The following is a 21,856-nucleotide window of genomic DNA, read 5'->3' on the forward strand; positions in this document are numbered from 1 at the left end:
CAGCTCCTACATTGACCGGGTTCGCTTTGAATGATCTGGCCATTCAGCCGCTGAATGGCAGACAACCCATATTCCCCAGCTATTCTTGTGCCAGCCCCCAACTTTATAAGAGGCCGCGCACATGAGTATCTCCTCATTCAAGATCGCCCATAAATTGCTCACCGGCCCAGGTGCCATCGAGCAATTGGCCGCCGAGCTAACCCGGCTGGATGTCGATAACCCGCTGATCGTCACCGATGCCGCACTGGTCAAGTCCGGCACGGTGCAATTGGCGTTGGCGCAGTTGGGGGATCGCCCCTTTGAGATTTTCGACCGGGTACTGCCCGACCCGGAGATCGCCATCGTCGAAGACTGCATGCAGGTGTACCGCGAAGGCGGGCATGACGGCCTGATCGGTGTGGGCGGCGGCAGTGCCATCGATATTGCCAAGAGCGTCGCCGCCTATGCCGGGTATCACGGCGCCCTGGCGGATTTGTTCGGGGTGGACCAGGTGCCGCGCAAGGGCCCGCCGCTGATCGCCATTCCCACTACGGCCGGCACCGGGTCGGAGGTGACCAATGTGGCGATTCTCTCGGACAAGGCCGCGCAATTGAAAAAAGGCATCGTCAGCGACTATCTGCTGCCGGACGTTGCGCTGATCAGCCCGCAAATGACCCTGACCTGCCCGCGCAGTGTCACGGCGGCCAGTGGTGTGGATGCCCTGGTGCATGCCATCGAGTCGTATCTGTCGCTGAACGCTTCGCCGATCACCGATGCCCTGGCTATCGGGGCGATCAAGTTGATCGCCAAGGCCTTGCCCAAGGCCTACGCCAACCCTTCCAACCTGCAGGCGCGTGACGATATGGCCACCGCCAGCCTGATGGCCGGCATGGCCTTCGGCAATGCCGGGGTGGGCGCGGTGCATGCGTTGGCCTACCCGTTGGGCGGGCGTTTCAATATTGCCCACGGGGTGAGCAACGCATTGCTGCTGCCTTACGTGATGCACTGGAACAAACTGGCCTGTGTCGAGCGCATGCAGGATATCGCCCAGGCCATGGGGGTGAACGTCACGGGCTTGAGCGTCAACGATGCGGCGGACCAGGCCGTGGCGGCCATGACGCGACTGTGTGCCGCAGTGGAGATCCCTTCCGGCCTGCGCAGCTTTGGCGTGCCCGAGGATGCGATCCCGGCCATGGCGGTAGAGGCGGCGGGAATCGAGCGCCTGATGCGCAACAACCCACGCAAGCTGAGCGCGGCGGATATCGAGAAAATCTACCGCGCCGCCTACTAACCATTGAGTCAGGTCACGGTGCGCGCAGCAAAGCATGAGGTATACAATGCGCGCCATCGTGATTTAGCTCAGAAAAGGTGCGTCATGCAGCCCTTCGTTATTGCTCCATCGATCCTCTCCGCCGACTTCGCCCGCCTGGGTGAAGAAGTGGACAACGTGTTGGCCGCCGGTGCCGACTTCGTACACTTCGATGTCATGGACAACCACTATGTGCCGAACCTGACCATCGGCCCGATGGTATGCGCGGCGCTGCGCAAGTACGGCGTGACCGCGCCCATCGATGTGCACCTGATGGTCAGCCCGGTGGACCGCATCATCGGCGACTTCATCGAAGCCGGTGCGACCTACATCACCTTCCACCCGGAAGCCACGCTGCACATCGACCGTTCCCTGCAACTGATCCGCGAAGGCGGCTGCAAGGCCGGGCTGGTGTTCAACCCGGCGACTCCGCTGGACACGCTCAAGTACGTGATGGACAAGGTCGACATGGTCTTGCTGATGAGCGTCAACCCAGGGTTTGGCGGGCAGAAGTTCATCCCCGGCACCCTCGACAAACTGCGTGAAGCCCGTGCGCTGATCGATGCCTCTGGCCGCGATATCCGCCTGGAGATCGACGGTGGGGTCAACGTCAGCAACATCCGTGACATCGCGGCGGCTGGCGCCGATACCTTCGTCGCCGGCTCGGCGATCTTCAACACTCCTGACTACCAGGAAGTGATCGCCAAAATGCGTGCAGAACTGGCGCTGGCGCGTCCATGAGCGGTTTTGAGCAGCTGTTCCCCGGTCAATTGCCGCGGCTGGTGATGTTCGATCTGGACGGCACCCTGGTCGACTCGGTGCCGGACCTGGCGGCTGCGGTGGATCACATGTTGCTCAAGCTGGGGCGCAAACCGGTCGGTATCGAGTCGGTGCGCGACTGGGTCGGCAACGGTGTGCAGGTGCTGGTGCGCCGTGCCTTGGCCAACCATATCGACGCCGAGGGCGTCGATGACGTGGAAGCCGAGCACGCGCTGGAACTGTTCAATGCGGCCTACGAAGACGGCCACGAACTGACCGTGGTTTACCCCGGCGTGCGCGACACCCTCAAGTGGCTGCACAAGCAGGGCGTGGAAATGGCCCTGATCACCAACAAGCCGGAGCGCTTTGTCGCGCCGTTGCTGGACCAGATGAAGATCGGCCGGTATTTCCGCTGGATCATCGGCGGCGATACCCTGCCGCAGAAAAAGCCCGACCCGGCAGCGCTGTTCTTTGTGATGAAAATGGCCAATATCCCGGCTTCCCAGTCGCTGTTTGTCGGCGACTCGCGCAGTGATGTGCTGGCGGCGAAAGCGGCGGGGGTCAAGTGCGTAGCCTTGAGCTACGGCTACAACCATGGCCGGCCGATCGCCGAAGAGTCGCCAGCGCTGGTCATTGATGACCTGAGACTGCTAATCCCCGGTTGCTTGGGAGCGGGCGCTGAGATAACGTTGCCCGACGCTGTCCCATCCCCTTCTGGAAATCCCATCGTGGTGGTCACTCGCAAACTCTGGATGAAAGTCATCAAGGCCCTGGCCCGCTGGCGTTGGCGCGCCTGACTGATTCTGGCCGCGCAGCGGCACGTTTGCATACCTGACTGTTAGACCCTCACGCCACGAGGCACCTCATGATCCGCGAAGAATTCCTGCGTTTGGCCGCTGCCGGCTACAACCGCATCCCCATGGCCCGGGAAACCCTGGCTGACTTCGATACACCGCTGTCGATCTACCTGAAACTGGCCGATGAGCCCAATTCCTATCTGTTGGAATCGGTACAGGGCGGCGAGAAGTGGGGCCGGTATTCGATCATCGGCCTGCCGTGCCGCACGGTCCTGCGGGTGCATGACCATCACGTCAGCATCACCCATGACGGCATCGAGATCGAAAGCCACGATGTGCAAGACCCGCTGGCCTTCGTCGAAGCCTTCAAGGCGCGCTACAACGTGCCGACCATCCCTGGCCTGCCGCGTTTCAATGGCGGCCTGGTGGGGTATTTCGGCTACGACTGCGTGCGCTATGTAGAGCAGCGCCTGGGCAAATGCCCGAACCCTGATCCGTTGGGCGTGCCGGACATCCTGCTGATGGTTTCCGACGCGGTGGTAGTGTTCGACAACCTGGCCGGCAAGATGCACGCGATCGTGCTCGCCGACCCGGCCCAGGCCGACGCGTTCGAGCAAGGCCAGGCCAGCCTCGAAGCCCTGCTGGACAAGCTGCGCCAGCCGATCACCCCGCGTCGCGGCCTGGACCTCAGCCGTCCACCGGCGGCCGATCCGGTGTTCCGTTCCAGCTTTACCCAGGATGACTACGAGCGCGCGGTCGATACCATCAAGGAGTACATCCTCGCCGGTGACTGCATGCAAGTGGTGCCGTCGCAGCGTATGTCCATCGACTTCAAGGCGGCGCCCATCGACTTGTACCGGGCCCTGCGTTGCTTCAACCCGACGCCGTACATGTACTTCTTCAACTTTGGTGACTTCCACGTGGTGGGCAGTTCGCCGGAAGTACTGGTGCGCGTCGAAGACAACCTGATCACCGTGCGCCCGATTGCCGGTACGCGCCCTCGTGGCGCGACCGAAGAGGCCGACCTGGCGCTCGAAGAGGACCTGCTGTCGGACGACAAGGAAATCGCCGAGCACTTGATGCTCATCGATCTTGGGCGTAACGACACCGGGCGCGTTTCGGAAATCGGCTCGGTGAAGCTCACCGAAAAAATGGTGATCGAGCGTTATTCCAACGTGATGCACATTGTGTCCAACGTCACCGGCGAGCTGAAGGCCGGCCTGACGGCAATGGACGCGCTGCGCGCAATTCTGCCGGCGGGCACCTTGTCTGGCGCACCGAAAATTCGCGCGATGGAAATCATCGACGAACTGGAGCCGGTCAAGCGTGGTGTCTACGGCGGCGCCGTGGGTTATTTTGCGTGGAATGGCAACATGGACACCGCCATTGCGATCCGCACGGCGGTGATCAAGGACGGCGAACTGCATGTGCAGGCGGGCGGCGGGATCGTGGCCGACTCGGTGCCGGCCCTTGAGTGGGAAGAAACCCTGAACAAGCGCCGAGCGATGTTCCGTGCGGTGGCGTTGGCTGAGCAGACGCCGCAAGACTGACGGTCGACCCCGATCTAAATATGGGGTTGGGCTTGTGTGGGAGCGGCGGTGCGACGATTCGACTTGCCGCTCCCACATTATTTTATGTTGTTCTTCCGACCGGTTTAGAAATCCAGGCTCACCCCGACACTGACCCCTTGCTGGGTCAGGCTGTCATCCTTCCTCACGTTATACGCCGCGCGCAGGGCCAACTCCTGGGTGAGCTTGTGGCTGACCCCGAGGCTCAGGCGATCGGAGTTGCTGCGGGGGGTGTAGCCGTCCAGCTTGAAATCGATCCCCTGCACGCTGTTGAGCGAAATATTCACCTTTTGGGTGTCATTCTCGAACTCATGCTCGTGAGCCACTTCGCCAAAAACCTGGGTTTGCGGGGTGACGCGGTAGCTACCCTGGAGGCCAACGCCCAGGCGCCTGGAGTCGCGTTGCTGATCATCAAAGGTCAGCGCGGTGGAGCGGTTGCCTTTTTCCCCGTAGCCATCGACTTCGACTCGCGCATAGTCGGCGCTGATGAACGGCGACAGGTGCCAATCGCTGCCGACGCCGGCAATGTCGTAGCCCACCCGGCCACTCAAGGCCCAGAGCCAGCCGTCGGTGTCGCCTTTTTCCGAGCTTTCACTGACGCCCAGGGCGAACTTGCGCTTGAGGCTATCGAAGTCCAGCCTGCCGCCGGTCAACGCGGCATCGGCCCACCAGTGGTGGTGCTGATACTGCGCGAATGCGCTGCCCATGTAGCTGTTGAGCTTGTAGTCCGAGTCGCTGGCGCCGGCTTCGAGCGTCTGGCGATACAGCCCGGCCGCCACGCCTACGCGCCAACTGTCGTCGAGGCGATAGCTGGCGCCGACATTCAGGTTGTAGCCACTGCCGTCGCCACTGGCGGAGCTGCCTTGACCGTCGAAGTCCAGGCGCTGGCCACCACCGGCGACAATTGCGCGCCATTGGCCCACGGCCTGCCAGTTGCTGTTGTCCGCCTGCCATTGGTTGCGCAACTCATCCTGGTGGGCGCGCAGTGTGCCGTGGGCCATTTCCGGCAACAGCGTCAGCTCCCAGGGGGCCGCGAGTAGCGAATAGGCGTAGTCGGCGATCAAGCGTTGCCCGGCGACGGTGGGGTGGACCGAGTCGTTGTAGATCAGTTTGGTCGGGTCCGGGTTGGTGCCGCCGATGCCATAGGTCGGGTTGGCGGTGCAGCTGTTGCCACTGAAGCAGGTGCCGGTAAGGTTCTGCCCGGTCGCCAGGCCAAATCGGCCAGGGTCGGCGAAGGATTCCTGCAACAGCAGTGGAATATTCAACGGGATGATCTGGGCATCGATCTGCGACAGGCGCTGTACCAATGCCTGGTTGAAAATATTACTCAGGGCGGACGTCGCAGCTTGCTGCGGCGTGCCGTTGATGGCGGGTATCAGGCCCAGGTCGGGCAGCATCCACACCATGATGTAGCGCGCGCCGGCTTGTTGCAGGGCCTGGGCACTGTCGGCCAGGCGCCCGCCTGCGGCAACGGCTTGGCCTGGACTGAGGACGCGCTGTTGCAGGAAGTCATTGCCGCCACCGGACAGAAAATACAGGGCGTTGGGGTCGGCGCGTCCGCCGTTTGCCGGCAGATACCCCTGGCGGCTGCGCAACACCGTGCCGGCGCCCGCATTGCCCGGAGGGATCGCCGTGTTGGATAGCGAGGTGATGGAATCCAGGATGTTGTCGGTACGGTAGCCGCCGACCGCCCAGTTGTTGCCATCAGGCAAGCCTTGGGCCGCGCGAACCGGCGAGGTGGAGGCATTCAGGTCGTTCGCTGCCACGCCTAGTTTGGAGCCCAGCAGGGTCGAGGAAACCAGGCCGTAGTCGCCCTGGAATGTGGGACCGGTACGGTTGGTAAAACGCAGGGTGGCACCGGACAGACCATCGGGAAACTGGCCCGCGTCCGCCAGGCTATCGCCGAAAACGACCATGGTTGAATAAGGTGAAGGGGCTGCAAACGCCTGCGCGCAGGCCAGCGCCAGGAGGCAGCCGGCAAGGGGCGCAACAAAAGATGGTCTGAGCATACGCAATTCCATGTGATTGTTTTTGTATCGGAAGTGAAACACTAGCAATGTAGTGGGAGTTGCCTGTGAGGAAAATCGTTTTTTTCCTACAAACCCTTTGTCATGCCCCCCGTATTTGCTGCTCCATATTGCACCGCTGGCGAGGCTACGTTACTGTGCGGGAACGTATGAATGAGACCCTCCCCGTGTTGATCATCAGCAAACTCTTGATGCGAGTAGTCAAGGCACACGCCCGTTGGCGTTGGCGCGCCTGAATTTTCTCTGCCGGCCCGGCCGGACCTGTACCGATTTGCCTTCTTCACCCTTTGTTCGACGCCCCTTGCCGGCTGACCCCGGCAACCGGAAAGTGCGTCTGGCAGCGGGTCACTCTCTTGGAAGGCGGTCATTCGAAATCAGTGAATTCAAGAGGTTTGAACCCACATGTTGCTGATGATTGATAACTACGACTCCTTTACCTACAACGTTGTGCAATACCTGGGCGAGCTCGGTGCCGAGGTCAAGGTGGTGCGCAACGATGAAATGACCGTGGCACAGATTGCTGCCCTGAACCCTGAGCGCATTGTGGTTTCCCCTGGCCCGTGCACGCCGACCGAGGCGGGTATCTCCCTGGAAGCCATCCAGTTTTTCGCCGGCAAGCTGCCGATCCTCGGGGTTTGCCTGGGCCACCAGTCCATCGGCCAGGCGTTCGGCGGCGACGTAGTGCGCGCCCGCCAGGTGATGCACGGCAAGACCAGCCCGGTGTTCCATAATGATCAGGGCGTGTTCCAGGGCCTGAACCTGCCGGTGACGGTGACCCGCTACCACTCGTTGGTGGTCAAGCGCGAAACCTTGCCCGAGTGCCTGGAGCTGACGGCCTGGACCCAGTTGGAAGACGGCTCGGTCGACGAGATCATGGGCCTGCGGCACAAGACACTGAATGTCGAAGGGGTGCAATTTCACCCTGAATCGATTCTGACCGAGCAGGGCTACGAGCTGTTCGCCAACTTTCTCAAGCAGAGCGGCGGCACGCGCTAAGGACTTTCCATGGATATCAAGACTGCCCTGAGCCGTATCGTCGGCCATCTGGACCTGAGCACCGCTGAAATGAGCGATGTGATGCGCGAAATCATGACCGGTCAATGCACCGATGCGCAGATTGGCGCCTTTATGATGGCCATGCGCATGAAGAGCGAGAGCATCGACGAAATCGTCGGCGCCGTCTCGGTGATGCGCGAGTTGGCGGACAAGGTCGAACTCAAGACCCTCGACGGCGTGGTCGATGTGGTCGGCACCGGCGGCGATGGTGCGAATATTTTCAACGTCTCGACGGCCTCCTCCTTCGTGGTGGCGGCTGCCGGTTGCACCGTGGCCAAGCACGGCAACCGTGCTGTATCCGGCAAGAGCGGCAGTGCCGACCTGCTGGAGGCAGCAGGTATCTACCTGAACCTGACCCCGGTGCAGGTGGCGCGCTGCATCGACAACGTTGGCATCGGCTTTATGTTTGCCCAGTCCCACCATGGTGCGATGAAACACGCCGCCGGACCGCGCAAGGACCTTGGCCTGCGTACCCTGTTCAACATGCTTGGCCCGCTTACGAATCCGGCCGGTGTGAAACATCAGGTGGTGGGCGTGTTCAGCCAGGCACTGTGTCGGCCATTGGCCGAAGTCCTGCAGCGCCTGGGTAGCAAGCATGTGCTGGTGGTGCACTCCAAGGATGGCCTGGACGAATTCAGTCTTGCGGCGCCGACCTTTGTGGCGGAACTGAAGAACGATCAGGTCACTGAATATTGGGTCGAGCCAGAGGATCTGGGCATGAAGAGCCAGAGCCTGCACGGCCTGGCGGTGGAAAGCCCGGCCGCTTCCCTGGAATTGATTCGCGATGCCCTGGGGCGTCGCAAGACTGAAAACGGTCAGAAAGCGGCAGAGATGATTGTTCTGAATGCTGGCGCAGCACTTTACGCAGCTGATCACGCCTATAGTCTTACAGAAGGTGTCGCCTTGGCCCACGATGCGCTGCATACGGGTCTGGCTCGCGAAAAGCTCGAAGAGCTGGGAGCATTCACGGCCGTATTCAAAATGGAGAATGAAGGATGAGCGTGCCAACAGTCCTGGAAAACATCCTCGCCCGTAAAGCTGAAGAAGTCGCCGAGCGCCGCGCCCGCGTGAGCCTGGCCGAGCTGGAAGGCCTGGCTAAAAGCGCCGATGCACCGCGCGGCTTCGCCAATGCCCTGATCACCCAGGCCAAGCTCAAGCAGCCAGCGGTGATCGCCGAGATCAAAAAGGCCTCGCCGAGCAAAGGTGTGATCCGCGAGCACTTCGTGCCAGCAGAGATTGCTGCCAGCTATGAGAAAGGCGGGGCGACTTGCCTTTCGGTATTGACCGATATCGACTACTTCCAGGGCTCCGACGCTTACCTGCAACAAGCCCGCGCCGCGTGCAAGTTGCCGGTGATCCGCAAGGACTTCATGATCGACCCGTACCAGATCGTCGAGGCCCGGGCGTTGGGCGCCGATTGCGTGCTGTTGATTGTTTCGGCGCTGGACGACGTGCAGATGGCCGAACTGGCGGCAGTGGCCAAGGGCGTGGGCCTGGATGTATTGGTCGAGGTCCACGACGGTGACGAACTGGAACGCGCGCTGAAAACCCTCGATACACGCTTGGTGGGGGTCAACAACCGCAACCTGCACACCTTTGAGGTCAGCCTCGAAACCACCCTGGACTTGTTGCCGCGCATTCCCCGCGACCGCCTGGTGATTACCGAGAGCGGTATCGTCAATCGTGCGGATGTGGAGCTGATGGAAATCAGCGACGTCTACTCGTTCCTGGTTGGCGAGACTTTTATGCGTGCGGAGAATCCTGGGGCTGAGTTGCAGCGCCTGTTTTTCCCGGAGCGTGGTCTGCCGGTCAGCGGCTCGACGCTGGATTGATTCAAAACGCGGCCACGGTAGGAGCTGGCTTGTGTGGGAGCTGGCTTGCCTGCGATAGCAGACTTTCAGTCAATGCATTGGTGACTGATACGTTGCTATCGCGAGCAAGCCAGCTCCCACATTTGTTTTTGTGTTTATTCAGAGAGGTAGATGCCCGATGATCCAGCCCGTAGCGATGACCGTTGAAGCAGGCCTTGCCGCCGAGCAGGACTTGCTGGCCGCCGTCTGCGCGGGTGAGCAATCATTCGGCCTGCTGTTTTGGCAACCCAGTGACCAGGCACTGGTAATGCCTCGGCGTCTGAGCCGCCTGCCCGCATTTGACGCGGCCAGCCAGGTATCAGCGGCCCACGGCTGGCCGGTGTTGCTGCGCGAAACCGGGGGCGAGCCGGTGCCGCAGTCAGCGGCGACGGTGAACATTGCACTGGTCTACGCGCCGCCACGTAGTGAGGGCGACCAGGGTCGGATTGAAACCGGATATTTGCGCCTGTGCCAACCCATCTGCGATTTGCTGACCGAGTTGGGCGGCGATGCCTCCGTGGGCGAAATCGACGGTGCCTTTTGCGATGGTCGCTATAACGTCAATCTCGACGGACGCAAGATGGTCGGCACTGCCCAGCGTTGGCGCCAGAGTGGTGGGCGCCCGGTGGGCCTGGTGCATGGCGCACTGTTGCTGGATAACCATCGTGAGGAACTGATTGCTGCGGTCAATCGCTTCAGTCAGGCGTGTGGCCTGGAGCAGCGGGTGCGCGCTGACAGCCATATCGCCCTGCATGAAGCTTTTGCGGCGCCGGATGCGATCAGCCGCCTCGACGGTTTGTACCGGCAGATGCTGGCGCAGGTCTTTGCGCACTAGCGAGTGCCGAACACCACCATCGTCTTGCCTTTGACGTGAACCAGGTTGCGTTCCTCCAGATCCTTGAGCACTCGACCGACCATCTCCCGCGAACAACCGACGATGCGCCCGATTTCCTGGCGCGTAACCTTGATCTGCATGCCGTCGGGATGGGTCATGGCGTCTGGCTGCTTGCACAGCTCCAGCAGGCAACGGGCGACACGCCCGGTGACATCGAAGAACGCCAGGTCGCCGACTTTGCGCGTGGTGTTGCGCAAGCGCTGGGCAATCTGGCCGCTCAGGGCGTAGAGGATGTCTGGATCCTGTTCGGCCAGCTCGCGAAATTTTGCATAGCTGATTTCCGCGACCTCACACTCGATCTTGGCCCTCACCCAGGCGCTACGCTCCTGTTCTTTTCCGGCTTGCTCAAACAGGCCCAGCTCGCCGAAAAAGTCCCCGGTATTGAGGTAGGCGATGATCATCTCGCGGCCGTCTTCATCCTCGATCAGGATCGTGACCGAACCTTTGATAATGAAGAACAGGGTTTCCGAGCGCTCCCCGGCGCAGATGATGTTCTGCTTGGCCGGATAGCGTCGACGCTGACAGTGGGTCAGTAACTTATCGAGGTTCTTGATCTTGGGTATGGGGGTAATAGCAACCATGGTTGTATCCCGAAAAGACTGCACGGTGTGGTTGGACTTATATTTTTATCGAGCGAGGTCCATCCAATGGATGGCAATGCGCCATTGATTTGGCGCCAGCTTAACAGACACATTCTGACTCGATCAGGGAATTTATCTATCACGGCCTACTGTTGATCGTATTGCGGGTGGGCACTGCGCTCGCGAGGGCCTGTGATAAGCTGGCGCCCCTTTTTTAGCAGTGGAGTCTGGGCGATGAAGGCACGCATCCAATGGGCGGGCGAAGCCATGTTCCTCGGTGAATCGGGCAGCGGCCATGTGGTGGTCATGGATGGCCCGCCGGAAGCCGGTGGTCGCAACCTGGGTGTACGGCCCATGGAAATGCTCCTGCTCGGCGTGGGCGGCTGCAGCAACTTCGATGTGGTCAGCATCCTGAAGAAGTCGCGCCAGGCGGTGGAAAGCTGCGAAGCCTTTCTAGAAGCCGAACGCGCGACTGAAGACCCGAAGGTGTTCACCAAGATCCATATGCATTTTGTGGTCAAGGGCCGCGCGCTGAAAGAAGCGCAGGTCAAGCGGGCCGTCGAGCTGTCGGCGCAGAAGTACTGCTCGGCCTCGATCATGCTCGGCGCGGCCGGCGTGGCCATTACTCATGATTACGAGATCGTTGAGTTGGGTTGATCACAGGATCAACCGGCAAAAAAGAAAGGGCGCTTTGAAAGCGCCCTTTTTTGCAGCTCAGATCCGGTAGGTGCTTTTGGTCATGACCTTGGCCAGCAGGCTCATGCCAAACCTAACCGGTGCCGGGAAGCGGAAACCGCCGGCATCCAGTGCGCTTTCTGCGTGATGTTCTTCGTCGATACGCATCTGCTCAAGAATCGCCCGGGACTTTTCGTCCTCGGCCGGCAGTTGTTCCAGATGCTCATCCAGGTGCTTGCACACCTGGTGCTCGGTCGCTGCGACAAAACCCAGGCTGACCTTGTCGCTGATCAGGCCGGCAGCGGCGCCGATACCAAACGACAAACCATAAAACAGTGGGTTCAGCACGCTGGGGTGGCTGCCCAATTGGCGGATACGTTGTTCACACCAGGCCAGGTGGTCGATTTCTTCCTCGGCCGCATGCTCCATGGCTGCGCGTACTTGCGGCAGCTTGGCGGTCAAGGCCTGACCCTGGTACAGCGCCTGGGCACAGACTTCACCGGTATGGTTGATACGCATCAGGCCTGCGACGTGGCGGGTATCCGTCTCGCTCATTTGCGCTTCGGGTTGCACGATGGCAGGTGACGGGCGATACGGCTGGCCGCTGAAGGGCAGCAGCGTGCGCATGGCCGTGTCGGCTTGCAGCAACAGTCGGTCAATCGGCGAGTAGTGACGTTGGGTAGTCATGCTGACCTCCGGGAAAAATCTCGGCGGCCAGTTTACCGCAAGAGAGGGGCGTGCGTTTGCGCTGGGTCATGCTTCTTATAGGGGCCGGCTTGCCGGCGATGAGGCTCTTGAGACCGCCATCGCCGGCAAGCCGACCCCTACAATTGGGGTTTCAGCCCGGTGGCCAGTTCATCTGGCGTTGACCCAGTACATGCATATGAATGTGATAGACGGTCTGGCCGCCATCTTCATTGCAGTTCATTACCACGCGAAAGCCTTTTTCGCAGCCTTGCTCCACGGCCAGGCGCTGGGCGGTGAACAGGATGTGTCCTGCCAGGCCTTTGTCTTCTTCCGTCAGGTCGTTGAGGGTGCGGATCGGCTTCTTTGGAATCACCAGGAAATGCACGGGGGCCATTGGCGCAATATCGTGGAAGGCCAGGACCTGGTCATCCTCGTAGATAATCCTCGCGGGTATTTCTCTGTTGATGATCTTGGTGAACAGAGTATCCACAGCTGTTTCTCCATTATGAAAGTGCAGGGTGAGTGTACCCAGCAGGTCAACGCGGGCAATAGGCCTTGTTGATGGCGCCGGCAATCTTGCGGGTCAGCCAGCGTGGGCTCAAGCGCGGGCTGAACGCCAGCCAGCGATTACGGCGACCGGGAACAATGATCGCCTTGTTCTTTGCCAGGGCACGTACGGTGTGCAGTGCCACTTCTTCCGGGCTTATCAGCTGCTGACGGTCCAGCTTGGCGGTGTCCATCTGTGCGGTGCCGAAGAAGGCGGTGCGTGTCGGGCCGGGGCAGAGCACTGAAACCTTGATGCCGCAGCTCTTCAGCTCTTCGCGCAGGCCTTCGGAGAAATGCAGCACATAGGCCTTGCTGGCGTAATAGGTGCTCATCCATGGCCCCGGCTGGAAGGCTGCGACCGAGGCGACGTTGAGAATCTGCCCACCACCGTGCAGGGCCATGGAGTTACCCAGCGCGTGGCACAGGCGGGTCAGGGCAAGGATGTTGACTTCGATCAGGTCCTGCTCGGTCATCCAGTCCTGGGCGAGGAATGGGCCACTGGTGCCGATACCGGCGCAGTTGACCAGCAAGTCGATCTGCCGCTCACCTTCTTCCAGCTCTAGCAGGAACCCAGACAGGCGCAATGGCTCGCCCAGGTCACAGGCGCGGAACAACACTTCGACGCCAAAGCGTTGGGTCAGCTCAATGGCAATACTTTCCAACTGATCACGCTGGCGGGCCACCAGAATCAAGCTGCGGCCGCGACGGGCCAGTGCTTCAGCCAAGGCCAGGCCGATGCCGCTGGAGGCACCGGTGATCAGAGCGTAACGGGTCATGCGTTTCTCCATCGCAACGCCACCGAGCCTGCGACAGATGCGTCACAGGCGTGGGGCGTTTCTTCATTCTTGCGTAGAGTCTACAGGTTCGGCCGCATCGTCAGCACTTTGCACATCTTCTTCACCCACGATGACGCTCTGATCAGCGTCTTCATCGGTGGTCATGGAGCTGTTTTCATAGCCACCGTCCACGCTGCTTTCGAGCTGGTCCAGGTAACCGCTCATGGCCAGCATCACCGTAGCGGCGAATATCAATGGGAGCAGTGCCAGCCACAGGGTGGCCAGGACCTTCACCGCGGTCGAGTTGCGTGGCGGTGGCGCACCATACTGGTTGGCACCCGCATTGCCAGGCAGCACGATCAGCAGGATCGGGAAAATGCTGCCCACGATCGGTACAAGGTTCAGGAACCATAACCAGCCGGACCAGCCCAGGTCATGTAGGCGCTGCACGGTGATCTGGACACTGATCCACACAGATGCCACGAGCACGACGAAACCGAGCAGTGAGCCAATGATGATCGCCGCAGTGGGAGATACCGCGGCAATACCCAGGCCCACGGTAAACAGGGCGCCCACGACGGTGAACAAGGCCAGGCTCAGCACCAGGGTCCAGGCGAGGAAGCGCAAGCGCCCGATACGCCCGTTGACGGTAAACACCTTGAGGGTGGAAAACTCTGGAAGGTTTTCCCCTACAACTGCGCGCGGCGGTGCGTATGGTGAGGCGGCTGGACGCGAGAAATCGGCGGTCGCGGAGTCGGTCTCATGGGTTTCAGCCAGGCTGAAGGCCACGGGTTGTTCGGCTTCGATGCGCGCATCGACGCCGGCGTTTTTCAGGGCTGCCAGATAGGTGTCGGCATCGGCGTGAGACAGGTCGCGCTTCAAGGCCACCGGGCGCCCGGTGAAGAGTTTTTCAATCGCTTCGACGTCGCTTTTGAATAATTCGGCCAGGTTCAGCTTGGCGGTGGTGCTTTCGACACCCGGGAGCAGGGCTCCATCAAACACAATCTTGAAACGGTTGTCGCTCATGCGGGCATCCTTGTCACTTTTCAGGGGTAATGCAGGCCTGCTTCAATCGGCAGGCCTGGCGGGTGAGTCAGCGCGGCCAGCGCAATTGTGCCGCTTGCTCGCGTGCCTTGCGGTATTCGGCATCGAGGCGGGCAACCAGTTCATCGACGCTGGGCAAATCGTCAATCTCTCCGACGCCTTGGCCGGCGGACCATACAGTCTTCCAGGCCTTTGCCTCGTCGCTGAGTGGCTTGAGCTTGGAGCCAAAGTTCACTTCGCCCTTGCCTTGCAGGGCGGCAAGGTCGAAACCGGCGTTTTCCAGGCTTTGGCGCATAAAGCTTGCGGGCACGCCCGACACCGCCGGAGTGTGCACGATATCGGCTGCGCGCGATGTGAGCAGCATCTCTTTATAGGCATCGGGGGCGTGGCTTTCAGTGGTGCCGATAAAGCGCGTGCCGAAATACGCGAGGTCTGCCCCGAGCAATTGTGCGGCGAGGATCTCGTGCCCATGGTTCAGGCAGCCGGCCAGCAGGAGGGTCTTGTCGAAGAACTGGCGGATCTCGGCGATCAGCGAGAACGGGCTCCAGGTGCCGGCATGGCCGCCAGCCCCCGCCGCCACGGCGATCAGTCCGTCGACGCCGGCTTCTGCGGCTTTTTCGGCGTGGCGCCGGGTAGTGACGTCGTGGAACACCAGGCCGCCATAGCTGTGTACGGCGTCTACCAATTCCTTGACCGCACCCAGGCTGGTGATAACGATCGGCACCTTGTGCTCGACGCAGATCGCCAGGTCAGCCTCAAGGCGCGGGTTGCTGTTGTGCACGATCAGGTTGACCGCGTAGGGCGCGGGGTTTTCCAGCAGTGCCAGGCCCGCCTCGATTTCTTCCAGCCAGGCCTTGAACCCGCTGCTTTCGCGCTGGTTGAGTGCCGGGAAACTCCCGACCACGCCATTGCGGCAGCACGCCAGGACCAGTTGCGGATTGGAAATCAGGAACATCGGCGCAGCCACCACGGGAAGGCGCAGGCGTTGTTCTAGCAAAGCGGGCAGCGACATTGGAAGTACCCCAGGTTAAGTGCGGCTGATTAGAGTTAGAACGGCTTTACGACGACCAAAATTACAATAGCCAGCAATATCAGAACTGGCACTTCATTGAACCAGCGATAAAAGACATGGCTGCGGGTGTTTTCGCCACGGGCAAAACGTTTTACCTGGGCGCCACACATATGGTGGTAGCCGATCAGGATCACCACCAAGGTCAGCTTGGCGTGCATCCAGCCACCTTGGCTGAAGACACTCGGGTTAAGGCTGATCAACCAGATACCGAATACCAGCGTGGCGATCATCGCTGGCAGCATGATGCCCTTGTACAGCTTGCGCTCCATGATGCAGAAGCGCTCCTGGCTGACGGCATCCTGGCTTTGTGCGTGGTAGACGAACAGGCGCGGAAGGTAAAACAGCCCGGCAAACCAGCAGACAATGCTGACGATATGAAAGGCTTTGAGCCATAGATAAAGCATTTTTAGTTATTCCCAGGTTCACGGTAACTGGAGATAGTAGAGGTTAGAGTGCGCGCACGTCACGTTGACGGTTGTCGCAGAACGATACGGCCCCTATTATCGACGGCTTTCCAGTGGGTTCGTTGAGGGCAGGTTTATGGTCAAGGTCGGTATCGTCGGCGGCACGGGTTACACCGGTGTCGAATTGCTGCGTCTGTTGGCTCAGCATCCGCAAGCTGAGGTGGTGGTCATCACCTCCCGATCCGAGGCCGGCCTGGCCGTTGCCGATATGTATCCCAACCTGCGCGGTCATTACGACGGCCTGGCGTTCAGCGTTCCGGATATCAAGACCCTGGGCGCCTGCGACGTGGTGTTCTTTGCCACGCCGCATGGGGTTGCGCATGCCTTGGCCGGCGAGCTGCTGGCGGCCGGGACCAAGGTCATCGACCTCTCTGCGGACTTCCGCCTGCAGGATGCCGATGAGTGGGCCAAGTGGTACGGCCAGCCCCATGGTGCTCCAGAGCTGCTCGAAGAGGCGGTGTATGGCTTGCCCGAGGTCAATCGCGAGCAGATCAAACAGGCGCGCCTGATTGCCGTGCCGGGTTGCTATCCGACGGCTACCCAGTTGGGTTTCCTGCCGCTGCTGGAGGCCGGGCTGGCTGATGCCTCGCGCCTGATTGCCGACTGCAAGTCGGGCGTCAGCGGTGCCGGTCGTGGTGCGGCTGTAGGCTCCTTGTACTCCGAGACCTCGGAAAGCATGAAGGCGTATGCCGTAAAGGGGCATCGCCATCTGCCGGAAATTCGCCAGGGACTGCGGCGTGCGGCTGGCAGTGACGTCGGCCTGACGTTCGTGCCGCACCTGACCCCGATGATCCGTGGGATTCACTCGACACTGTATGCAACGGTCGTAGATCGCTCGGTGGATCTGCAGGCATTGTTTGAAAAGCGTTATGCCAATGAGCCGTTCGTCGATGTAATGCCTGCCGGTAGCCACCCGGAAACCCGCAGCGTGCGCGGTGCCAACGTGTGCCGGATTGCCGTGCATCGGCCGCAGGATGGCGACCTGGTAGTGGTGCTGTCGGTAATCGATAACTTGGTCAAGGGCGCGTCGGGCCAGGCTGTACAGAACTTGAACATCTTGTTCGGCCTGGATGAGAAGCTCGGTTTGTCCCACGCCGGCATGCTGCCTTAAGGCGTTGGCTGCTGTGCAAAAGGCCCGTTGATCGGGCCTTTTGTGTTTTTAAGGGGCGCCGGGCAGATTGATATACCGTAACAATAGTTGACCGCTTTTCTAGGAGAAGCGGATAATGGCCGCCATCACGCATATGGCGGCGCTACGCCGGGAGATTATCAGCATGAGCGTTGAATCCTTCACCCCCACGGCTTTGCAATTCACCCACGGTGCTGCGCACAAGGTGAAGAGCCTGGTCGATGAAGAGGGTAATGATCGCTTGAAGCTGCGCGTATTCGTTACGGGCGGCGGTTGTTCAGGGTTTCAGTACGGCTTTACCTTCGATGAAGATGTGGCCGATGACGACACCATCGTCGAGCGCGAGGGCGTAAGCCTGGTCGTGGATCCGATGAGCTTCCAGTACTTGGCAGGCGCCGAGGTGGATTACCAGGAAGGTTTGGAAGGCTCGCGCTTTGTGATCAAGAACCCGAATGCCACCACGACGTGTGGTTGCGGTTCGTCGTTCTCGATCTGATCGATAGCGGATAGGCAAAACGCCGCTTGGCTCTTATGGAGCCAGGCGGCGTTTTGCTATGTGCGTGTCAGGCGGGGTAGATCGCGCCAAGTACGCGAAGGCCGCGTGCACCCGTCACGCTTGGGCGGTTGGCGGCGATGCCTTCAAGGCAGCAATGGGCCAGCCAGGCGAATGCCATGGCTTCCACCCAGTCAGGGTCTACGCCGTGGGTGGCGGTGCTGCTCACGCGGGTGGCCGGTAGCATGGCGGCGAGGCGCTTCATCAGCGTCGTGTTGTAGGCGCCGCCGCCACATACCAGCAGGGTCTCGGTGTGCGGCTGTGCGGTTTTCAACGACTCGACGATAGTCTGCGCCGTCAGCTCCAGCAGCGTGGCCTGGACATCCTGTGCATCGAATGATGGCAGTCGACCGAGGTGGTGCTCCAGCCAAGACAGGTTGAAGACTTCGCGCCCAGTGCTTTTCGGGCCCTGGGTCAGGAAGAAAGGGTCGCTGAGCAACGCGGTGAGCAGCTGTGGCTCGATCTTTCCTGTCGCAGCCCATTGGCCGTCGCGGTCAAAGGTGTCGCCCCGTTGCTGGTGAATCCAGGCGTCGAGCAGGACGTTGCCCGGGCCGCAGTCAAACCCCGCTACTGGTTTGCCGGTCTCGATCAGGCTCAGATTGCTGAAGCCGCCGACATTCAGCACTGCCCGGTTGCCGCTGGTCTGGCCGAACAGCGCTTCGTGAAAGGCAGGCACCAGTGGCGCACCCTGGCCACCGGCGGCCACATCGCGACTACGGAAGTCACTGACGACGGTTATTCCAGTCAGCTCGGTCAGTAACGCGGGGTTGCCAATCTGCACGGTAAAGCCGCGGGCAGGTTCGTGGCGAATAGTCTGCCCATGACTGCCAATCGCCCGGATGTCGGCGGGCGTGAGTTGCTGTTGCTCAAGCAGGGCATGAATGCCCTGGGCGGCGAGGGTGACCCAGTTTTGCTGGGCAATCGCCGAGCGCGCAATCTCGTCCGGGCCGCTGGCACAAAGGCCCAGCAGCTCCGCACGCAGGGATTCAGGCATGGGGATGTAATGCGTGGCGATCAGCTTGACCGCCGTGTTTTGCTCGATCAGCGCAATGTCCAGGCCGTCGAGGCTGGTCCCGGACATCACACCTATATAGAGCGCCATCGCTTAGCGCTTCGCCGAAGCCAGCATGGTGGCGCGTTCCTGGTCCATGCGTGCCATCAGCGGCTGGCTTTGCTGAAGAAAGCGGGCGCGCTCGGCCTTGGCGATGGGGTCGGCCATAGGCAACTTCTGGCCTAGCGGGTCGACGTGCACGCCGTTGACCTGGAACTCATAATGCAGGTGCGGGCCGGTGGACAGGCCGGTGGTGCCGATATAGCCGATCACCTGGCCTTGCTTGACGTTGCCGCCGGTCTTCACGCCTTTGGCAAAGCCTTGCATATGCCCGTACAGCGTACGGTAGCTGTTGCCGTGCTGGATGATAACGGTATTGCCGTAGCCGCCCCGGCGCCCGGCCAGTAGCACCTTGCCGTCACCGGCAGCCTTGATTGGCGTGCCGCGGGGTGCTGCATAGTCCACACCTTTGTGGGCGCGGATTTTGTTCAGAATTGGATGCTTGCGGCCCATGGAAAAACGCGAGCTAATACGAGCGAAGTCAACCGGAGTACGGATGAAGGCCTTGCGCATGCTATTGCCGTCGGCGGTGTAGTAGCTGCTATTGCCTTGTTTGTTGGTGTAGCGCACAGCGGTGTAGGTCTTGCCGCGGTTGGTAAAGCGCGCCGACAGGATATTGCCGGTGCCGACAACCTTGCCATTGGCCACCTTTTGCTCGTAGATCACGTCGAACTCGTCACCCTGGCGAATATCCTGAGCAAAATCGATGTCGTAGCCAAACACGCTGGCCATGTCCATGGTCATGCTGTGGGACAGGCCTGCGCGCGCCGCAGACTGGGACAGCGAGCTGTTGATCACCCCATGAATATAGGCAGAGCGCATTACCGGCTTGGTGGTCACGCGATTGAAGGCAAAGCCCTTGGCGCCCTTGGTCAGGGTGATGCTTTCAAGGTCATTGAGATTGCTGTGCAGGGTGGTCAGTTGACCGTCTGGGCTGAGCTCGAACTCAAGCTTCTGGCCGCGCTTGAGCTGGGTGAATTGCTTGGCTTGCTTGTCGCTGGCCAGCACATCGTTAACGGTCGCGGCTGGAAGGCCGACTTTCTCGAACAGTGTCGACAGTGTGTCGCCTTTGGCCACGATCACTTCACGGTGTTCGGGACCTTTTGCTACCTGGGGTACAGGGGCTGCCTGGGCGGTTTCCTTGGTGTCATCCGTGCTGTCTTCAATCTGTGCAAAGGGTGACTCGACGCTCGCGGTTGTGGCTTGTTGGGCGTCAGAAGCGTCTTGGTCTTGTGTCAGTTGTTCAACCGGACTCTCCAAGTCAAGACTCAGGGTCGTTCGTTTGGCTTCTACGTCACTGGAAGGGAATACCAGGAGTGCCAGGCTGAGAAGGGCGGCGATACCACTTGCGGCGAGCAGGTGGGTCTTCGGGTAAAGCGGCGGCGCTTTAGACGGTTCAGTGGTCATAGGTAATTTTGACTTTGAAAAGATGAAATGGAAAAGATGAATGACATGATGAAGATGAAATAACTGTATAAAATATAACCAAATCATCTGTGGTGCAAGCTTGCGAATGCCGGGCTCGCCGAATGGTGTCCGTTTGCAGGGCAAAACTTGTAATTAGTCCCTGATCTTGTATGGTTGGTTCCCTTTGAATCTGAGCTTTGCGGGTCTGTTATGAAGTCGGTTGAAGAGCAGCTAGCGCTGATCAAACGTGGTGCGGAAGAACTGTTGGTCGAGGCCGAGCTGATCGAAAAGCTCAAGCGTGGCCAACCCCTTCGTATTAAGGCTGGCTTTGATCCGACGGCACCGGATCTGCACCTGGGTCATACCGTGCTTATTAATAAGCTGCGCCAGTTCCAGGAACTGGGGCACCAGGTGATCTTCCTTATAGGTGATTTCACCGGGATGATCGGTGATCCGAGCGGCAAGAGTGCCACGCGCCCGCCGCTGACTCGTGAGCAGGTCCTCGATAATGCCGAGACCTACAAGACTCAGGTCTTCAAGATTCTTGATCCGGCCAAGACCGAAGTGGCGTTCAATTCCACTTGGATGGATAAAATGGGGCCGGCGGACTTCATTCGTCTGACGTCCCAGTACACCGTTGCGCGGATGCTCGAGCGCGATGACTTCGATAAACGCTACTCCACCAATCAGCCCATCGCGATTCACGAGTTCCTGTACCCGTTGGTTCAAGGGTATGACTCGGTGGCGCTGCGTGCGGATGTCGAGCTGGGCGGTACCGATCAGAAGTTCAACCTGTTGATGGGGCGTGAGCTGCAGCGCGCGTATGGTCAGGAGGCTCAATGCATTCTGACCATGCCATTGCTGGAAGGGTTGGATGGCGTGAAGAAGATGTCCAAGTCGTTGGGCAACTATGTCGGCATCCAGGAAGCGCCGGGTGTGATGTACGGCAAGCTGGTTTCTATCCCTGATGTTTTGATGTGGCGGTACTTCGAATTGTTGAGCTTCCGCTCGATGGATGAGATCAACGCGTTGCGTGCCGATGTGGAGGCGGGTGCGAACCCGCGGGACGTCAAGATCAAGCTGGCGGAAGAAATTGTTGCGCGCTTCCACGGCGAGGAGGCTGCGGCCAGTGCTCATCGTGCTGCGGGCAATCGTATGAAGGATGGCGAGCTGCCGGATGATCTGCCTGAGATTGAATTGACTGCTGGCGAGGCGATGCCGATCGCGGCTGTCCTTAATAAGGCGGGATTGGTGAAGAACTCGGCGGTTGCACGCGACCTTCTCGGCTCCGGTGGTGTGCGTATAGATGGTGAGGTTGTCGATCGCTCCTTTATATACGAGCTGGGTGCGACCCACGTTTGCCAGGCCGGCAAGAAGGCATTTGCGCGGATTACGCTTAAATCCGAATAAACCTGAAAGTAACGGTTGACGGCGATTTATATCTGTCTATAATTCGCCCCACTTCCGGCGCAGTCGAAACGGAAAACTCCTTGGTAAACAAAGAGTTATGTAGTTTTCGGCAGCAGGTTGCTTCAGTGCATCGAAGCCAAAAGGAAGTTGAAAAAGAGGTG

22 protein-coding genes are annotated in these 21,856 nt (G+C 60.2%); 12 read left to right on the forward strand and 10 right to left on the reverse strand.

The annotated features are described in order from the left end of the window. Window positions 1-121: 121 nt before the first annotated feature. The 4 genes from HBO11_RS16635 to trpE all read left to right on the forward strand — a co-directional run bounded on the left by HBO11_RS16635 (window position 122) and on the right by trpE (window position 4,394). Window positions 122-1,270: an iron-containing alcohol dehydrogenase gene (locus HBO11_RS16635; protein WP_169953823.1), complete on the forward strand. Its 1,149-nt coding sequence runs from the start codon at window positions 122-124 to the stop codon at window positions 1,268-1,270. 84 nt (window positions 1,271-1,354) lie between these two features. Further along, on the forward strand, window positions 1,355-2,029 hold the full coding sequence (gene rpe, locus HBO11_RS16640; RefSeq protein WP_169953824.1) for a ribulose-phosphate 3-epimerase: 675 nt from the start codon (window positions 1,355-1,357) through the stop codon (window positions 2,027-2,029). Beyond that, window positions 2,026-2,844, forward strand: a complete 819-nt coding sequence (locus HBO11_RS16645; RefSeq protein ID WP_169953825.1) for a phosphoglycolate phosphatase — start codon at window positions 2,026-2,028, stop codon at window positions 2,842-2,844. Before rpe ends, HBO11_RS16645 begins: the two co-directional genes overlap by 4 nt. Window positions 2,845-2,912: 68 nt before the next feature. Continuing rightward, window positions 2,913-4,394, forward strand: coding sequence for an anthranilate synthase component I (gene trpE, locus HBO11_RS16650; protein WP_169953826.1), 1,482 nt, complete (start codon window positions 2,913-2,915; stop codon window positions 4,392-4,394). A gap of 104 nt (window positions 4,395-4,498) precedes the next feature. Here trpE and estP read toward each other — a convergent pair whose 3' ends face one another. Beyond that, the gene (estP, locus tag HBO11_RS16655) at window positions 4,499-6,421 is read right to left on the reverse strand and encodes an esterase EstP (RefSeq protein WP_169953827.1); all 1,923 of its coding nucleotides are present in this window, start codon (window positions 6,419-6,421) and stop codon (window positions 4,499-4,501) included. 420 nt (window positions 6,422-6,841) lie between these two features. Here estP and HBO11_RS16660 point away from each other — a divergent pair, with 420 nt between their 5' ends. The 4 genes from HBO11_RS16660 to HBO11_RS16675 all read left to right on the forward strand — a co-directional run bounded on the left by HBO11_RS16660 (window position 6,842) and on the right by HBO11_RS16675 (window position 10,180). Next, window positions 6,842-7,435, forward strand: coding sequence for an aminodeoxychorismate/anthranilate synthase component II (locus HBO11_RS16660; protein ID WP_038443772.1), 594 nt, complete (start codon window positions 6,842-6,844; stop codon window positions 7,433-7,435). A 9-nt stretch (window positions 7,436-7,444) separates the two neighbouring features. Then, the gene (trpD, locus tag HBO11_RS16665; protein WP_032858515.1) at window positions 7,445-8,494 is read left to right on the forward strand and encodes an anthranilate phosphoribosyltransferase; all 1,050 of its coding nucleotides are present in this window, start codon (window positions 7,445-7,447) and stop codon (window positions 8,492-8,494) included. Beyond that, window positions 8,491-9,327, forward strand: coding sequence for an indole-3-glycerol phosphate synthase TrpC (trpC, locus tag HBO11_RS16670; protein WP_169953828.1), 837 nt, complete (start codon window positions 8,491-8,493; stop codon window positions 9,325-9,327). The genes trpD and trpC overlap by 4 nt, the downstream gene beginning before the upstream one ends. A gap of 157 nt (window positions 9,328-9,484) precedes the next feature. After that, window positions 9,485-10,180 carry a lipoate--protein ligase family protein gene (locus HBO11_RS16675; RefSeq protein WP_169953829.1) on the forward strand — a complete coding sequence of 232 codons (696 nt, stop codon included), beginning with the start codon at window positions 9,485-9,487 and terminating at the stop codon, window positions 10,178-10,180. On the opposite strand, the gene crp is transcribed toward HBO11_RS16675, so the two are convergent. Then, window positions 10,177-10,821, reverse strand: coding sequence for a cAMP-activated global transcriptional regulator CRP (gene crp / locus HBO11_RS16680; RefSeq protein WP_169953830.1), 645 nt, complete (start codon window positions 10,819-10,821; stop codon window positions 10,177-10,179). The two genes, HBO11_RS16675 and crp, sit on opposite strands and share 4 nt — an antisense overlap. A gap of 234 nt (window positions 10,822-11,055) precedes the next feature. On the opposite strand from crp, the gene HBO11_RS16685 reads away from it, so the two are divergent. Continuing rightward, complete coding sequence (locus HBO11_RS16685; protein WP_169953831.1) at window positions 11,056-11,478, forward strand: OsmC family protein; 423 nt, start codon at window positions 11,056-11,058, stop codon at window positions 11,476-11,478. 57 nt (window positions 11,479-11,535) lie between these two features. Here HBO11_RS16685 and coq7 read toward each other — a convergent pair whose 3' ends face one another. The 6 genes from coq7 to hemJ all read right to left on the reverse strand — a co-directional run bounded on the left by coq7 (window position 11,536) and on the right by hemJ (window position 16,025). After that, complete coding sequence (gene coq7 / locus HBO11_RS16690; protein ID WP_169953832.1) at window positions 11,536-12,183, reverse strand: 2-polyprenyl-3-methyl-6-methoxy-1,4-benzoquinone monooxygenase; 648 nt, start codon at window positions 12,181-12,183, stop codon at window positions 11,536-11,538. 151 nt (window positions 12,184-12,334) lie between these two features. Then, window positions 12,335-12,673: a histidine triad nucleotide-binding protein gene (locus HBO11_RS16695; RefSeq protein ID WP_032858506.1), complete on the reverse strand. Its 339-nt coding sequence runs from the start codon at window positions 12,671-12,673 to the stop codon at window positions 12,335-12,337. A gap of 46 nt (window positions 12,674-12,719) precedes the next feature. Then, window positions 12,720-13,505 (reverse strand): SDR family oxidoreductase, encoded by a 786-nt coding sequence (locus tag HBO11_RS16700; protein ID WP_169953833.1) that lies wholly within the window; start codon window positions 13,503-13,505, stop codon window positions 12,720-12,722. Between the two features lie 63 nt (window positions 13,506-13,568). Then, a complete protein-coding gene (locus tag HBO11_RS16705; protein ID WP_169953834.1) occupies window positions 13,569-14,531 on the reverse strand; it encodes a DUF805 domain-containing protein in 963 nt (320 codons plus the stop codon). Between the two features lie 67 nt (window positions 14,532-14,598). After that, entirely contained in the window at window positions 14,599-15,561 is a 963-nt protein-coding gene (locus tag HBO11_RS16710) for a nitronate monooxygenase family protein (protein WP_169953835.1), read from the reverse strand. Window positions 15,562-15,596: 35 nt separating this feature from the next. Further along, window positions 15,597-16,025: a protoporphyrinogen oxidase HemJ gene (gene hemJ, locus HBO11_RS16715; RefSeq protein ID WP_169953836.1), complete on the reverse strand. Its 429-nt coding sequence runs from the start codon at window positions 16,023-16,025 to the stop codon at window positions 15,597-15,599. A gap of 136 nt (window positions 16,026-16,161) precedes the next feature. Here hemJ and argC point away from each other — a divergent pair, with 136 nt between their 5' ends. Both argC and erpA read left to right on the forward strand, forming a co-directional pair. Next, window positions 16,162-17,196 carry an N-acetyl-gamma-glutamyl-phosphate reductase gene (gene argC, locus HBO11_RS16720; protein WP_169953837.1) on the forward strand — a complete coding sequence of 345 codons (1,035 nt, stop codon included), beginning with the start codon at window positions 16,162-16,164 and terminating at the stop codon, window positions 17,194-17,196. Between the two features lie 163 nt (window positions 17,197-17,359). Continuing rightward, window positions 17,360-17,710: an iron-sulfur cluster insertion protein ErpA gene (gene erpA / locus HBO11_RS16725; protein WP_003176443.1), complete on the forward strand. Its 351-nt coding sequence runs from the start codon at window positions 17,360-17,362 to the stop codon at window positions 17,708-17,710. Window positions 17,711-17,777: 67 nt separating this feature from the next. Here erpA and HBO11_RS16730 read toward each other — a convergent pair whose 3' ends face one another. Together HBO11_RS16730 and HBO11_RS16735 are read right to left on the reverse strand one after the other, a co-directional pair. Continuing rightward, on the reverse strand, window positions 17,778-18,869 hold the full coding sequence (locus HBO11_RS16730; protein WP_169953838.1) for an anhydro-N-acetylmuramic acid kinase: 1,092 nt from the start codon (window positions 18,867-18,869) through the stop codon (window positions 17,778-17,780). Window positions 18,870-18,872: 3 nt separating this feature from the next. After that, window positions 18,873-20,285 (reverse strand): peptidoglycan DD-metalloendopeptidase family protein, encoded by a 1,413-nt coding sequence (locus HBO11_RS16735; protein ID WP_169953839.1) that lies wholly within the window; start codon window positions 20,283-20,285, stop codon window positions 18,873-18,875. Window positions 20,286-20,495: 210 nt separating this feature from the next. On the opposite strand from HBO11_RS16735, the gene tyrS reads away from it, so the two are divergent. Further along, window positions 20,496-21,695, forward strand: a complete 1,200-nt coding sequence (gene tyrS / locus HBO11_RS16740; protein ID WP_169953840.1) for a tyrosine--tRNA ligase — start codon at window positions 20,496-20,498, stop codon at window positions 21,693-21,695. The last annotated feature ends 161 nt before the right edge of the window (window positions 21,696-21,856 follow it).

It is taken from the genome of Pseudomonas sp. WS 5010, from assembly GCF_012985565.1.
In the GTDB taxonomy this organism is placed as follows: Bacteria; Pseudomonadota; Gammaproteobacteria; order Pseudomonadales; family Pseudomonadaceae; genus Aquipseudomonas.